Origin of the sequence: Rhodococcus sp. NPDC047139, assembly GCF_040643435.1 — a bacterium.
GTDB lineage: Bacteria > Actinomycetota > Actinomycetes > Mycobacteriales > Mycobacteriaceae > Rhodococcus.
Genome location: NZ_JBEYUH010000013.1, coordinates 53972 through 68868 on the forward strand (window position 1 = coordinate 53972; position 14897 = coordinate 68868).

Annotated in this window: 15 protein-coding genes; 5 read left to right on the forward strand and 10 right to left on the reverse strand. The window is 67.6% G+C overall.

The genetic code is table 11. The annotated features are described in order from the left end of the window. Positions 1-7: 7 nt before the first annotated feature. Genes egtD through egtA form a run of 4 tightly spaced genes read right to left on the reverse strand, consistent with a single transcriptional unit; the run spans position 8 to position 4224 of the window. A complete protein-coding gene (gene egtD, locus ABZ789_RS16750) occupies positions 8-964 on the reverse strand; it encodes an L-histidine N(alpha)-methyltransferase (RefSeq protein ID WP_358425656.1) in 957 nt (318 codons plus the stop codon). Next, a complete protein-coding gene (gene egtC / locus ABZ789_RS16755; protein WP_358425659.1) occupies positions 961-1710 on the reverse strand; it encodes an ergothioneine biosynthesis protein EgtC in 750 nt (249 codons plus the stop codon). Before egtC ends, egtD begins: the two co-directional genes overlap by 4 nt. Continuing rightward, a complete protein-coding gene (egtB, locus tag ABZ789_RS16760) occupies positions 1703-2998 on the reverse strand; it encodes an ergothioneine biosynthesis protein EgtB (protein ID WP_358425662.1) in 1296 nt (431 codons plus the stop codon). The genes egtC and egtB overlap by 8 nt, the downstream gene beginning before the upstream one ends. After that, on the reverse strand, positions 2995-4224 hold the full coding sequence (gene egtA, locus ABZ789_RS16765) for an ergothioneine biosynthesis glutamate--cysteine ligase EgtA (protein WP_358425664.1): 1230 nt from the start codon (positions 4222-4224) through the stop codon (positions 2995-2997). The genes egtB and egtA overlap by 4 nt, the downstream gene beginning before the upstream one ends. 153 nt (positions 4225-4377) lie before the next feature. Between egtA and ABZ789_RS16770 the strand changes: the two genes are divergently transcribed. The 3 genes from ABZ789_RS16770 to pth all read left to right on the forward strand — a co-directional run bounded on the left by ABZ789_RS16770 (position 4378) and on the right by pth (position 7035). After that, positions 4378-5556, forward strand: coding sequence for an aminotransferase class V-fold PLP-dependent enzyme (locus ABZ789_RS16770; protein WP_358425667.1), 1179 nt, complete (start codon positions 4378-4380; stop codon positions 5554-5556). Positions 5557-5763: 207 nt separating this feature from the next. Beyond that, positions 5764-6369 (forward strand): 50S ribosomal protein L25/general stress protein Ctc, encoded by a 606-nt coding sequence (locus ABZ789_RS16775; RefSeq protein WP_358425670.1) that lies wholly within the window; start codon positions 5764-5766, stop codon positions 6367-6369. A 93-nt stretch (positions 6370-6462) separates the two neighbouring features. Beyond that, the gene (gene pth, locus ABZ789_RS16780; protein ID WP_358425673.1) at positions 6463-7035 is read left to right on the forward strand and encodes an aminoacyl-tRNA hydrolase; all 573 of its coding nucleotides are present in this window, start codon (positions 6463-6465) and stop codon (positions 7033-7035) included. A 34-nt stretch (positions 7036-7069) separates the two neighbouring features. On the opposite strand, the gene ABZ789_RS16785 is transcribed toward pth, so the two are convergent. Further along, a complete protein-coding gene (locus ABZ789_RS16785; protein WP_358425676.1) occupies positions 7070-8707 on the reverse strand; it encodes a fatty acyl-AMP ligase in 1638 nt (545 codons plus the stop codon). 212 nt (positions 8708-8919) lie between these two features. Between ABZ789_RS16785 and ABZ789_RS16790 the strand changes: the two genes are divergently transcribed. Together ABZ789_RS16790 and ABZ789_RS16795 are read left to right on the forward strand one after the other, a co-directional pair. Next, positions 8920-10602, forward strand: a complete 1683-nt coding sequence (locus ABZ789_RS16790; RefSeq protein WP_358425679.1) for a peptide chain release factor 3 — start codon at positions 8920-8922, stop codon at positions 10600-10602. Positions 10603-10698: 96 nt separating this feature from the next. Continuing rightward, a complete protein-coding gene (locus tag ABZ789_RS16795) occupies positions 10699-11316 on the forward strand; it encodes a hypothetical protein (protein ID WP_358425682.1) in 618 nt (205 codons plus the stop codon). A 44-nt stretch (positions 11317-11360) separates the two neighbouring features. Here the strand turns inward: ABZ789_RS16795 and ABZ789_RS16800 are convergent, their stop codons facing one another. From ABZ789_RS16800 to ABZ789_RS16820, 5 genes are all read right to left on the reverse strand, one after another. After that, entirely contained in the window at positions 11361-12398 is a 1038-nt protein-coding gene (locus ABZ789_RS16800) for an enoyl-CoA hydratase/isomerase family protein (protein ID WP_358425685.1), read from the reverse strand. A 50-nt stretch (positions 12399-12448) separates the two neighbouring features. Then, on the reverse strand, positions 12449-13120 hold the full coding sequence (locus ABZ789_RS16805) for a pyridoxal 5'-phosphate synthase (protein ID WP_358425688.1): 672 nt from the start codon (positions 13118-13120) through the stop codon (positions 12449-12451). 34 nt (positions 13121-13154) lie between these two features. After that, complete coding sequence (locus ABZ789_RS16810) at positions 13155-13589, reverse strand: VOC family protein (protein WP_358425691.1); 435 nt, start codon at positions 13587-13589, stop codon at positions 13155-13157. A gap of 14 nt (positions 13590-13603) precedes the next feature. After that, on the reverse strand, positions 13604-14086 hold the full coding sequence (locus ABZ789_RS16815) for a nuclear transport factor 2 family protein (RefSeq protein ID WP_358425694.1): 483 nt from the start codon (positions 14084-14086) through the stop codon (positions 13604-13606). A 139-nt stretch (positions 14087-14225) separates the two neighbouring features. Further along, positions 14226-14828 (reverse strand): TetR/AcrR family transcriptional regulator, encoded by a 603-nt coding sequence (locus ABZ789_RS16820; RefSeq protein WP_358425697.1) that lies wholly within the window; start codon positions 14826-14828, stop codon positions 14226-14228. Positions 14829-14897: the final 69 nt, after the last annotated feature.

Sequence of the window (14897 nt, forward strand, 5' to 3'; positions counted from 1 at the left end):
GAGGATCTCACCTACGCTCGGCGGCGAGCAGAACGAACCGTGCTTCCGGGTCCACCCATTCGTGCCGGACGACGAATCCGGCGTCGGCGAGTTCCTGCCTGAGCCCCGCGAGCCGGAACTTGGCGGAGATCTCGGTGCGGATCTGTTCCCCTTCGCCGAAGGAGATCTCGAGGTCGAGACCCGGAATGCGGACGTCCATCGCCTCGGTCGCCTCGAGACGCATCTCGATCCACTCGTTCTCGGCGTCCCAGACGGCGCGGTGCACGAACCTGTCGGGATCGAAATCGGCACCGAGACGGTCGTTGAGGACCCGGAGGACGTTCCGGTCGAATTCCGCGGTCACTCCGGCCGCGTCGTCGTAGGCGGCGAGCAGGGCATCGAGGTCGGTGACGAGGCCGGCCCCGAGCAGGAGCCATTCACCGGGCCGGAGGATCCCGGCCGTCCCCGTGAGGAACTCCGCGCGGTCGGCCGGGACGAGGTTGCCGATCGTGCCACCGAGGAAGGCGATCGCACGGGTGCCTCCGGACGGAAGGTGCGCGAGCGAATCGGTGAAGTCGCCGACCACGCCGTGCACCGACAGGGCCGGATATTCGGCCGACAACCTGGTGACGGCCGAGCGCAGGGCCGGTTCGGAGACGTCCTGCGGTACATATGTACGGAGATACGGCACGAGAGCGTCGAGCAGCACGCGGGTCTTCTCCGACGCGCCGGAGCCGAGTTCCACGAGCATCTCGGGACGGACGGAGTCTGCGAAATCGGCGGCGTGCTGCCTCAGCAAGGCGAACTCGGTGCGCGTCGGGTAGTACTCCGGAAGGCGCGTGATCTCCACGAACAGTTCGCTGCCTCGTGCGTCGTAGAGCCAGGTGGGCGACAGATACTTCGGCTCGGACGTGAGTCCGCGCCGGGCGTCCTCGCGCAGCTTGTCGTCGAGGTCTTCGGGGCGCAGATGCACGTCGACGATCACGGTGAGCCGACCTCCAATGGTGAGACGATGAGTTTGCCCGGCACCGCGACAGCGAGATGGCGGTCGGGTACGGGTTGCCAGCGACTGTCGTCGTCGAACGGTTCGGAGGCCACGATCGCGACCTGTTCGTCCACGAACGTCCACAACGAGTGGTACCAGGCCGTAGCCCAGATCCCGGACTCGTTGCAGAGCAACATGTTCAGCCGCGAACCGGGCGCGAGCGCCAGGAGGTCGTGGGTGAGCGAGATCAATGCCGGTTCCGGATCGGCCGAGCGCAGCCGCGACTGGAGCAGCAGCCACACGGCGGCCGCGTCGGTGGGCGATTCGAGTCGCAGCAGGTCGGCGACGGGCAGCGTCCCGGCGAGTGTGACGAGCGAGCCCGGCCATCCCCGCACGACACCGTTGAGGCTGAAAGCCCAGCGGTCGTCGGTGAAGGGCGCCGCAGCCGATCGTTCGACCGGCATGCCCTCGGTCGCCGAACGGGCCGCCGCGACCACCGTGCGCGCCCGCACCGCCTCCAGTCCTTCGCCGACGAAGGGGTCCGACCAGATCGGCGAGGCCGAACGGTATCTACCGAAGGCTCCGTCCGCGGTCCACCAGCCCACCCCGAAACCGTCGGCGTTGATCGTCCCTCCACCACGCATGTCGGTGGGCGCCCAGGACTGACGGATCAGCGAGTTCGTGCCGGTCGACAGCAGCGCGGCGATATCGGTCTCGGGTCCGATGTACGCGAGGTGTCTACACATCGCCCGTCCCGTATGCGACGCGCAATCCGGCGAAGATCTGCCGGCGGACGGGTAGATCCCAGTTACGGAAGGTTCCGCGGCACGCGATATCGCCGGTTCCGAACGATCCTCCGCGCAGCACTCGGTGGCCGTCGCCGAAGAACACCTCGGAGTATTCACGGTAGGGAAACGCCCGGAAGCCGGCGTAGCCCACGAACGGTGATGAGGTCCATTCCCACACGTCGCCGATCAGTTGGTGCACTCCGAGGGGCGAGGCTCCGCACGGGTAGGCACCGACCACGGCCGGACCGAGATGGCGCTGACCCAGATTGGCGTGCTCGGGACCGGGATCCTCGTCGCCCCAAGGGTATCGTCGACTGCGCCCGGTCGCGGGATCCCACCTCGCCGCCTTCTCCCATTCGATCTCGGTCGGCAGGCGCCCACCGGCCCAGCGCGCGAACGCCTCGGCTTCGTGGAAGCACACGTGCACCACGGGCTCGTCAGGGTGGATCGGCGCCGTTCTACCGAAAGCTGTTCTTTTCCAGCCACTCTCGGGGTCTCGGTGCCAGAACTGCGGAGCTTGGAGACCGGCTTCGATGCGATGCGCCCAGCCCGCCTCGCTCCACAGTTCGCGCCGATCGTAACCGCCGTCCTCGACGAACTCGAGATAGCACCGGTTCGTGACGGGCGCCGTGTCGAGTTCGAACTCGGGCACGAAGACCGTGTGGGCGGACCGTTCGTTGTCGAGCGCCCACGGATCGGTGGACGTCCCCATCTCGAACTCGCCCGCGGAGATCCGTACCCGATCGACAGCCGGTGGCGTGGCCACGCGCGGCGCTTCCGGAGCGTCGAGCAAGGGAGGACCCTGGCGCAGTTGGTGTGTCGCGAGCATCGTCTCGCCGTGCTGCTGTTCGTGCTGCGCGACCATCGCGAAGACGAATCCTTCGCGGGTCAGCTCGTCGTCGAATGCGCTTCGATCGAGCACTTGCCACGTGAGTTCGCGGACGGCACGCGCATATCCTCGAGCAGCCTCGGGATCGAGGAGCGGCAGCCCGGTGCGGCTCGCGCGAGGATGCCGGAAGGCGTCGTAGAGATCGTCGATGTCGCCGCGCACCGCTGCACGACGACCCGCCACCCGCACGAGCCACCTTTCCTCCTGATTCGCGATGTGCGCGAGATCCCACACCAGTGGGCTCATCAGCGGCGAATGCTGGGCGACGAGTTCGGCTTCCGGTATCGCGGTCAGGACTTCGGTGCGGGCACGCGCCTGCTCGAGGTGGCGCCTGAGCGCAGCACGAACCGCTGTCACCGCGTCTCCTCACCCGGAGCCAGGCCACGTAGGCACCGCGCCGCCGCCGCGTCGAGTGCGGCGGTGAATCGCATGTCGCGCGAGGACTCCGCCGCGAGCGAGAGCAGACTCGCTGCGGCAGCCCGCAGTTCGAACGAACCGAGGCCGACACGGGCCGATTCGCGCCACATGTCCCGCACCGGGGCGACGATCGCGCATGCCTCCGCTGAGACGTCGGGTGCGGAGAGCAGCGCTTCGAACGCCGCGACGGGCACCTGCCACGAATCGCCCGGCTGGGCATCGAGATACCGCACTTCGAGATGCCCGCACGGCCGGACGGGAGGAAACAGCGTCGTCATGTGATAGTCGAGGTCGTCGACGGTGGGGCGCCGGCGGATGTCGGAGTCGAGCTCACCCGCGAGCCAGGCCGCGAAGGTCGCTCCGGGCGGAGGGTGCCATTCGGGCAGATCGGAGCGCACGCACATGAGCGGAGCGTCGAGAACCCACGCCGGGTAGTCGGCGGGATCCGGAACGTGGGTGAGGGCGGGGTCGAGTTCGAGCCAGGCACGCATCCGCTGCGACACCCAATCGCCGTCCGGAGCACCCCGCAGCCGGGGAGAGCACGCAAATGCGGCGATCATTGCCGGTCCGACGGCGTGCAGCAGGTCCCAGCGGCGCCGCACCTCCGCATCGTCGGCGCCCGCATCCACACAGACCTGCACCGATGCGGTGCTGTTCATCATCAACCGGCCCATCGGGCCGATGCGGTCGTAGCGGAGTTCCATCGCGCCGTAGCGCGGGGTGCGGAGCAGACGCTGGGGAGGACGTACCCCGTCGGCGGCGTGGTCGAGCATGGTCACCGATCGTCGGGCGAGCAGTGCCCGGAGCATGCGGAGGTCGGCCGTGAGCCGATCGCACACCTGTCGCGCCGACACGCACGGCACGCTCGACAACTCCACCTGACCACCTGGTTCGAGGCTCACCACACTGCCCGAGGGCAGAGGACGCGCAGACGACGCCGGTGCCACCGTCCGGGGGGCGTGCGGCCCGAGCGCATCGACGAGGCTCGTGAGTTCCGGGCGTGACTCGGTGCCGTCCGCCCGAGCCGTGAGCCACTCGAGTTCGACCCCGATCAGCCTCGGAGTTCCCAACCGGAAAGCCCGCCTGCGGACGTGATCCTCGGCATCTGCGCGTGAACCGAGACCTTTGCGGGCACGTGACGCCGCGGTATCGACAGCCATCGCCATTGCTCCACCCCCTCGGCAGCGAGCCAGGTCTGCGGTCGAGACTAACCCGGCCGGGGACGCGACGCGCGGATAACGCATCGGTGCGTGCGCGAGCACGGCCGGCGGGGCAGTCTCGAACCCGACGCACGGGACGATGAAGGAGGTGAGCGGCCGGTGCCGGACCTGCAGGCGGTTCGCCGGGACACACCCGGGTGCTCGGACAGGGTCTTTCTCGACAGTGCGGGGTCGTCGTTGCCACCCACGCCGGTACTCGAGACGGTGGTCGGACATCTGCGCCGCGAAGCGGAAGTCGGGGGCTACGTCGCAGCGAACGAGCGAGCGGACGATCTCGCAGCCGTGAAGACGTCGTTGGGTCGCCTGTTCGGGGTACCCGAGACGACGATCGCGCTCACCGACAGTGCCTCCCGGGCATGGACGTCCTTCTTCTACGCCGTTCCGCTGCGACCCGGCGACCGCATCCTGCTCTCACAGGCCGAATACGCGGCGAACGCGATTGCCGCGCTCCAGCGCGCCCGGGCCACCGGTGCGGTCGTCGAGACGATCCCCTCCGATTCGTCCGGCCGCATCGACGTCGAGGCACTCGAAAGGATGCTCGACGAACGAGTGCGACTGGTGTCCGTCGTCCACGCCCCGACCAACGGTGGATTGCTCAACCCGGTACGGGAGGTCGCCGACGCCGCGCACGCGGTCGGTGCGCTCGTGTTGCTCGACGCGTGCCAATCGGTGGGGCAATTGCCGGTGAGCGTGCCCGAACTCGACGTCGACGCGCTGTCGGGCACCGGTCGCAAGTGGTTGCGCGGCCCCCGGGGCACCGGCTTCCTGCATATACGTGAGCGACTGGTCACGGCTCTCGAACCGACCGTGCTCGACCTGCACAGTGCAACCTGGACGTCGCCGCAGACGTACGCACTCGCCCCGGACGCCCGGCGTTTCGAATTGTGGGAGACCGACGTAGCAGCCCGCCTCGGTCTGGGCGCGGCCGTGGACTATCTTCTCGAACTGGGCGTGGATGCCGTAGCGGAAGCGGTGGCCCATCGCGCCGGACAGGTGCGGGACGGACTCGCCGGCATCGACGGCGTCACCGTCACCGATCTCGGTGAGCAGCGCAGCGGCATCGTCTCGTTCACCGTGGACGGCCACGATCCCCAGGACGTCCGCGACGCCCTGGCCGGGCGTTCGGTGACCGTGACCGTCAGCCACCGCAGTTCGACACTGCTCGACATGACCGCGCGGAATCTGCAGTCGGTGGTGCGGGCGTCGCCCCACTATTTCGTGTCCCCCGACGACGTCGACAAGTTTCTCGCCGCGGTGCGCGACCTCGCCCGGTCGTGAGACCGCACGAGACCTGTTTGTCGCTGCGCGACGTCATCCGGTAAAGTGGTTCGAGTTGTCTCGGCGAGGGTGAACCGCAATATCGCTGGATCACCGTGATCGACGCGGCTGCGACGGAAGCAATGTGCTCCCCGGTCGCCCGTGTCGGTTCCGTTCGTTCGAGAACACCCGACCACGAAGTGCCACCAGCGTAGGAGCCGTCACATCATGTCCGACGAGAATCGTCTCGTAGCCAGCGTCCGCACCGAGTTCGGCAAGGGTGCCGCACGCCGCGCCCGTCGTGCCGGCCAGGTCCCCGCCGTCCTCTACGGCCACGGCACCGAGCCCCGGCACCTCGCCCTCCCCGACCTCGAGTTCGCAGCAGTGCTGCGTGCTCACGGCACCAACGCCGTCCTGACCCTCGACATCGACGGCGACGAGCAGCTCGCGCTGACGAAGTCGGTCGTCGTCCACCCGATCCGTCGCTACATCGAGCACGCCGACCTGCTCGTCGTGCAGAAGGGCGAGAAGGTCACCGTCGAGGTGCCCGTCGTCCTCTCCGGCGAGGCCGGCTCCGGCACGCTGGTGGTCAACGAGGTCACGACCATCAAGCTCGAGGCCGATGCCCTGAACATCCCCGAGGAGATCACCGTCTCGATCGAGGGTGCCGAGGCCGGCACCCAGATCCTGGCCGGTGGCGTCGAGCTGCCCTCCGGCGCGACTCTGCAGGACGATCCCGAGCTGCTGCTCGTGAACATCGTCGAGGCTCCCTCGGCCGACGCTCTCGGTACCGAGGACGAAGAGGTTGCCGAAGAAGAGGCCGAGGAGGCCTGAGCCCCTCCCGGCTCTTGAAGTCACTCGTGCGGCGCGTCATCCCTTCGGGGTGGCGCGCCGCACGTCGTTCGAATGCACGGAAGGATTCTGCAGGTGGGTGACGACACCGCACTCGTGGTCGGTCTCGGCAATCCCGGGCCGAAATACGAGAACACCCGGCACAACATCGGATTCATGGTTGCCGACGTGCTGGCCGGACGCGTCGGTGGCAAGTTCTCGGCACACAAGCGCAGCAACGCCGACATCGTGCAGGCCCGTCTCGACGGGCGGCAGGTGATCATCGCCGAACCACGCACCTACATGAACCTGTCCGGCGGGCCTGTCGCCGCCCTGACGAAGTTCTTTTCGGTCGATCCCGCGAACGTGATCGTCGTGCACGACGAACTGGATCTGGACTTCGGGACGATCCGGCTCAAGCTCGGGGGCGGAGAGAACGGCCACAACGGTCTGCGGTCGATCTCGTCGGCGATCGGTACGAAGGACTACCTGCGGGTGCGGATGGGTATCGGTCGTCCTCCGGGGCGGCAGGACCCCGCCGACTTCGTGCTCAAACCGTTCTCGGCCACCGAACGCAAGGAACTCGACGTGTGGTGTGAGGAAGGCGCCGACGCTGTCGAACTGCTCCTGAAGCTCGGGCTCGAAGGCGCCCAGAACCGCATCCACTGACGCGTTTCGCGTTCTCGGTGGTTCGGTTCGGGACTCAACCGCGCGACAACAACCCGAGCGACGAGCCTCGGCGCAGCTTCCCCGAGGAGGTCTTCGGGATACTGCCGGGACCGAGTACCGCCACCGTGCGTGGCCGCACGCCCACCTCGGTGAACACGGCGTGCGCCACCTCGTGTTCGATGCGACGCACCTGCTCCGGATCGTCGAAGAGCTTGGTCTCCACGGCGACCGCGAACGATTCGCGCTTCTCCCCCGAGTCGAGCCGGATCGCGACGGAGTTGCCGGGCCGCACCCCGTCGACTGTCCCGGCCGCTCGTTCGATGTCGGTGGGATAGATGTTCCGGCCACCCATGATGATGACGTCCTTCACCCGGCCGCACACCACGACAAGGCCCTCTTCGGTGAAATACCCCACGTCACCGGTGTCGAGCCAGCCCTCGGAATCCTGCGCCGGAAGGGGCCCGTCCACCGTGAGGTAACCGTGCGTGACGGCCTCGCCGCGCAATTGGATGATGCCCACCCCGCGGGGCCGCAGTACCTGCCCGTCCCGGTCGACCACGCGGCCCTCGAGACCGGCCACGAGACGGCCGAGGGTCGGCATCCGGCGAGCATGGGGACGGCCGGTCGGCACGGCCATCCCACCGCCCTCGAGCAGGTCGGGGTCCACCAGGTCGAGCACCATCCCCCGTCCCGGATCGGGAACCGAAACCGCGAGCGTCGTCTCGGCCATTCCGTAGGACGGCGCGAGGGCTGCGGGGTCGAGACCGAATCGTTCTCCGGCCGCTGCGAGCGCCTCCATCGTGTCGGGGTCGACCGGCTCGGCACCGTTCCACATCCAGCGCATCGACGACAGGTCGACCACACCGTCCGGTGCCTGCGACAACTTCCGCGCCAGCAGTGAGTACGCGAAATTCGGTGCTGCCGTGAGCGTTCCCCGATACTTGGAGATCAGCTCCGCCCACAGGATCGGCGAGCGCAGGAAGTCGATCGGCGTGACGGAAACGACCTCGGCCCCCACCTGCATGGGAACGCTGAGGAAAGCCACCATGCCCATGTCGTGGAACAGGGGCAGCCAGCTGACCATCACGTCGTCTTCGAGCGAGAACTTGACGCGGTCCATCATCGCCACCGAATTGGCATAGAAGTTGCCATGCGTGATCCGCACCGCCTTCGGCGAACCGGTCGACCCGGACGTGAGTTGCTGCAGCACGACGTCCGACTCCGCGGTGTCCACGGGATCGACGGGTGCGCCCTCGCGCATCTGCTCCACGGGGACGACGGGGATTCCGCGTTCGCGGAGCAAGGGCTCCGCGATCTCGAACGGGGCACCGAGGACGACAGCGCGGGCATCGATCATCCGCAGGACGACCTCGGTGCCGCGTGACCACAATTGCAGGTCGGTGCGCGGGGTGGGCTGGTGCAGCATCGTCACGCTCCCCCCGCGCATCCACACCGCCTGGCAGACCGGCGCGATGTCCACCGGTTGTCCCGCGAGGATGCCTACGGCATCACCCGGTCCGATTCCTGCGGCGGCGAGGGCGCCGGCCATGCGCCGCGCCTGCCGGTGGATCAGTCCCCAACTCTGCCGCAGCGGCGCGTCCGGTTCTCCGGTGACCAGTGCCCCGGTGTCCGCATCAGCCGATGCGTACATCTCCTCGGTGAACCTGCTCACGACCCGCTCCCTCGTCCCCGGTGACGCGCGCTCCGGTGATTGTCGAGATCTCCACTTGCACACCAGCGTGCGCCTGTGAAAAGGCCGAGTGGGGTCGCACCCGGGAAACGTGATCGAATCTGGCGGAAATCGACACCGAATCGCCGAGTAACATAGACGAGTTGGCGGCGATAGCGCCCCTACTCCCTGCCCCCTTCGAGAGGTTTTTCGCGTTGAGCACCCCGCACGCTTCGGCCGACAGTCAATCCACCGGCACCACGAAGCCTGCGTCTGCGAAGGAGGTCCGAGCCGAAGCCGAGCGCAGACGTACCTTCGCCGTCATCTCGCATCCCGACGCCGGTAAGTCGACACTCACCGAAGCGCTCGCCCTGCACGCGAAGGTGATCTCGGAGGCAGGCGCGGTCCACGGCAAGGCCGGACGCAAGTCGACGGTCTCGGACTGGATGGAGATGGAGAAGGCCCGCGGCATCTCCGTCAGCTCCACGGCGCTGCAGTTCAACTACACACGGTCGGACATCGCGAACACCGAGGCCGAGTTCGTCAACGTCGTCAACCTCGTCGACACTCCCGGCCACTCCGATTTCTCGGAGGACACCTATCGCGTACTCACGGCGGTCGACGCCGCCGTCATGCTCATCGACGCGGCGAAGGGTCTCGAACCGCAGACCCTCAAGCTGTTCCAGGTGTGTCGTCACCGGGGCATCCCCGTGGTCACCGTCATCAACAAGTGGGACCGTCCGGGCCGCACCCCCCTCGAACTGCTCGACGAGATCGACGAGCGCATCGGCCTCACGCCGACTCCCCTGTTCTGGCCTGTGGGCATCGCCGGCGACTTCCGCGGTCTGCTGCGCCGAGGCGAGGACGGTGCCGCGCTCGAGTACATCAAATTCACCCGCACCGCAGGTGGGGCGAAGATCGCCCCCGAGGAACATCTGACCCCTGACGAGGCATTCGACCGCGAAGGCGACAGCTGGGCCGAGGCGGTCGAGGAATCCGAACTGCTCTCCGCCAGCGGCCAGGACCATGATCAGGAGTTGTTCCTCGCCGGACAGACATCGCCCGTGATCTTCGCGTCGGCGATGCTCAACTTCGGTGTGCGGCAGATCCTCGACACGCTGGTCACCCTCGCGCCCCCACCGCGTGCCCGCCTCGCCGTCGACGGCACCCCCCGCGAGGTCGACGATCCGTTCAGCGCCGTGGTCTTCAAGGTGCAGGCCGGTATGGACACCGCCCACCGCGACCGGCTCGCCTTCATGCGTGTGGTGTCCGGTGTGTTCGAGCGCGGCATGGTCGTCACACATGCCCAGACCGGAAAACCCTTCGCCACCAAGTACGCGCTGACCGTCTTCGGCCGCGAACGCTCCACGGTGGAGAACGCCTACCCCGGCGACGTCGTCGGCCTCGTCAACGCCACCGCTCTGGCACCCGGCCACACTCTCTACGTCGACAAGAAGGTGGAGTTCCCGCCGATCCCGTCGTTCGCTCCCGAGCACTTCGCGATCCTGCGCGCCGAGAGCGCCTCGAAGTACAAACAGTTCCGGCGGGCCGTGGACCAGCTCGACTCCGAGGGCGTCGTGCAGATCCTCCGCAACGACATCCGCGGTGACGCATCCCCGGTGATGGCGGCCGTGGGACCGATGCAGTTCGAGGTGGTCGCCGCGCGCATGAAGGCCGAGTACAACGTCGACCCGAAGATCGAACCTCTCGGCTACTCGCTCGCGCGCCGCACGGACGCCGCCTCGGCCGACGAGCTGAACCGGCAGCGTGGCGTCGAGGTGTTCACCCGCTCGGACGGTGTACTTCTCGCTCTCGTCAGCGACAAGTGGCGGTTGCAGTACATCCTCAAGGAGCTGCCGGAGCTCACTCTCGAACCCCTGGTCGCCGCGACCGACTGAACCATCCCGGCGGCGGCGTCCGCGTAGTGCATCCAGCGGATTTTACTGATACTTTTCCTTCCGTCGATCCGACGTATTCGGGTGGAATCAGGAGCTGTGTCGATGAACGACGACGTGCCGGCCGCAGCCGGTGAGGGTCTGTCGTCCGGTGGGACGACGGATGCGAGCAAGCGTTCCGGGCGGGCAAAGCGCTCGGGCACTTTCGTCTACCCGCTGCCGAGCACTCCTCTTCCGAGCAGTACCCCGCTGACGAGCACGCCGGATCCCGGAACACACCGTGCGAGCATCGGGGACTCATCGTCGCTCGAAGGTGACCCGGCCGGCGGGGTGGGCGCCGGCAATTCCGAGGAAGGAACGACCCTGGTGAGCAGCACCGGTACGAACGGCTCCGCGAGTGGGCCGATCACCACAGCGACAACGGCGAGCGAGAGCCTGGGCACAAGCACCATGCCGAGCCCGGTACCGTCGCGGCGGAACTCGATGGGCGTCGCGTCGGTGCGTATCGCCGCACGACTCGCGCAGAACGAACTGACCTCGCGCGACTCGCGCACCGCAGGCGCGCACGGTGACCCGATGGCCGACAACGACGAACTGCTCACCCTGCTCGGCGAATACCTGCTGGCGGGCGGGCTCGAGAAACCCGAGATCCGCGCAACCCTCGGCGGGCAGCCCATCGTGGTCGACCTGCAGTTGCCGCAGCGCCACGCCCGCTAGACCGGGTTCGCTCGGCCCCGCTGCCTCCACATCAGGGCGAGCGATCAGTCCCCGAAGAGGTCGGCTATCGCCGCCGGGTCCACGTCTTCGAGGGCGGGCGGCGACCAGTTCGGATCGCGGGTCTTGTCGACGAGGACGGCACGTACACCTTCTGCGAAGTCCGGGCTCGCGGCGACACGCACGGCGAGGTCGAGTTCGCGGGCGAAACACTCGCCGAGGGTGCTCTCGGCGCCACGACGCATCAGTTCGGCGGTCGCCCATACGCTCGTCGGCGACAGCGATCGCACTGCCGTGCGGGTCTGCTCGGCCCACTTCGCGTCGATCTCGGGAAGCTCGTCGAGGCGGGCCACCATATCGAGCACCGTCCCGTCGCCGAAGACCGTCTCGATGTCGGGGAAACGTTGCTCCAGAGAGGATTCGGGGGACGGTTCGACGAACTCGTCGAGTGCCTCGTGCCACTGACCCGCGCGGATACGGTCGGAGAAGTCGTCGATGCGCGCGCTGGGCACGTAGTGCGTGGCCAGACCGACCGCCAGGGCGTCTCCGGCATCGATACGAGCGCCGGTGAGCCCGAGATACATTCCTACGGCGTCGCAGCGCGCCGTGGTGCCGCGTAGACGCGGGAGGAAATGACTCGACCCGACGTCGGGGACGAACCCGATGGCCGTCTCCGGCATGGCCATCGTCGTCCTCTCGGTGGTGACGCGCACCGCGCCGTGCACCGAGATGCCCAGGCCGCCGCCCATCGTGACACCGTCGAGTACTGCGAGATACGGCTTGGGGTAGGTAGCGACGAGTTCGTCGAGCCGGTACTCGTCGGCGAAGTACTCCCGGACGGTGTCGAATCGTCCGTCGAGAGCGACTTCCCGCACCGGTTTGACGTCGCCGCCCGCGCAGAATGCGCGATCGGACGTGCTGGTGACGAGAACGGCCGTGACGGCCGGATCGTCACGCCAGGCGAGGAGCGACGAATAGACGTCGTGGATCATCGACCGGTCGAGTGCGTTGAGAGCACCGGGCCGGTCGAGTTGCACTTCGCCGACTCCGTTGGCGACGCGTGTGCGGATGAAGGACTCTTTCACGGCGGGGAGCCTACCGGTCATATGCGGCGAATCCCCGCGGCGCGAGAAGATCAGGGGTGGAGTTCCTCGGTGGACCAGCGATCCTGCGCTCGGCGATAGCGGTAGCGCAGATGCCGTCGACCGGGATCCGACTGCCAGAATTCGACCGTCGTGGCAGCGACACACCAGGCGGTCCAGTGCGGCGAGACGAGGTCGGGATCGCGCTCGAGGGCGGCAAGGCGTTCGTTCACGAGACGGTCGTATTCGCCCGGGTCGGACAGAACCTCACTCTGCCTGCCCGTGGACGCGACCGCGCGGGCGAATACCGATCGTTCCCGGAAGTCGCGGGCGCACATCTCGGGCGGGCCGACCTCGACGGGCCCGCGCACGCGGACCTGCCGGCCGAGTTCGCGCCAGTACACGGTGAGCGCGGCGGCGGGCGTCGCGTCGAGATCGCGTCCCTTCGGCGAACGGTCGTCACCGGAGAACCACCACCCCTCGTCGGTGACGTCCTTGATCAGCAGCATGCGAGCATCGGGCATCCCCGATGGGTCCACGGTCGACAGCGTTGCCGCATGCGGCTCGGTGATCCCGGCGTCGGCCGCCTCCGCGAGCCATTCGACGAAGGTCTCCTGCGGGGTCGATGCCGGCTCGAACCGTGGGGTGGGCACAGCCACGACGGGAAGCGCGCGGATCCAGCCGCGAAGATCGGGGAACTCGCTGCGACGCGCGATCTCGCTCATCGCCGCATGCTACAGCGGCAGGGACCGACGAAGCTCACTCCGGGGAGGGCGGAAGCTTGCCGTTCAACGGGCCCACGAGCATCCAGCGATGACCGAAGGGGTCGAGCAGGGTGGCGTTGCGATGGCCGTGGGCCTCGTTGATCCATCGTTCGACGGATCCCCCGGCCAGGCGGGCACGGGTGAGAACGGTATCGGTGTCCGCCACCTCGAGCATCAGACTCACCGAAACCGCCCCCTCCTGCGGTGCGGTGAGTCCGAGCTCGGGGAATTCCTCTGCGAGGTAGATCATCCCGGAGGGGAGCCGCAGCTCGGCATGCCCCACACGGCCGTCGTCCATCATGACCGGTTCGGTGGTCAGCGAAGCATCGAAGACCCGCGTGTACCAGTCGATCGCGTCGTGCGCCCGCGGCACGGTGAGATAGGGCAGCGCCCCCGGGCGAGGAAAGTCGTCGGAGTGCTCGGTGACCATCGTCGCGGGATTCCTCAGGAGGCTCTCGGTTGCTGCAGTAGCGCCCAGGGGTTGATGGTCAGCCTCAACGAGGGGGCGTCTCCCATGCAGGTGACCGTCTCCCAATTGCGACGATAGCCGGTCCGGCTGATGCGCCAGCGTCCGTCCTCGTTCAAGCTGTACCGATCGTGGTAATGGGCCGACCCCCGCAGCAACATTCCGTCCTCGGGGATGATCACGGTGTCCGACAACAGCCACACCCCGGTGGCGTTGCGACCGTCCTCGTCGATATCGATCTCAGGATGGGAACACCTGTGTTCTGTGACCAAGCGCGTGCCCAGCGTGTTCTCCAGGAAACCGATGAAGGCGTCGCGTGAATCGAAAACGAGATGCTCCCCGTAGACCGCGTGCGCGTCCGGCATCAGGGTGTTCGCGAGTTCGTCCCAGTCCTTCGTGTCGAGTGCACGCGCGTAACGGTACTTGAGCCTCGTGATCTCCGTTACCGCCTGCAGATCCATCGCGGCCTCCCATTGCCACCCCCTGCCAGTACTCGCTTCCAGGCTAGACCGGATGAGCTGGATCAGCCGCCGGAATCACACCGTTACCAGGACACACTCGGTCGCGATTCGGTCACGGGAGAACGCATGCGTCACGGGCTCACGACCCGCTCAGCGCGCGAATCGTCGCATCGACCACGAGTTCGGCGTACTCGTCGTCGACGTGTTCGCCCGGGGTGGTCAGTGCGAACAGCGCATGGCTCAGCACGGTGCCGGTGACCATCTCGAGCAAGAGGGTCGCCGAGGTGTCTGCAGGAAGTTCACCACGTTCGACGGCGCGGTGGACGATCGTGCGAGCCGCGAGCACACGGCTGCGGTTGAGCGTGTGAGTCAACCGGGCGAGCAGTTCCGGATTCGCGCGGGCGTCCAGTGCGACGCGCAGACTCACCAGTCCTGGGGTGGTCCGGTAGCCGCGCAGCAGTTGCCGGGCAAGTTCGACGAGATCCGATCGGAGAGCACCCGTGTCGATCGGCATGGGCAGCGGGCTGCGTGCTTCGAGCGCCTGGACGAGCAGATCGTCCTTGTCGGCCCAGCGACGGTAGAGGGCGGCCCGTCCCACACGGGCGCGGCGACCTACCGCGTCCAGGGTGAAACCGCGCCAGCTCGTCTCGGAGTACACCTCGAGCACGGCGTCGAACACTCGGTCCTCGAGGTCGGCATCGCGGGGGCGGCCCCGGCGGCGCGGGGCGGGTACGTCGGTCACGTCGGGCAAGTGTGCCAGACCCACGCCTATTTACAGACTGAAATCGTCCGTATTAGGCTGGCGGCGTCC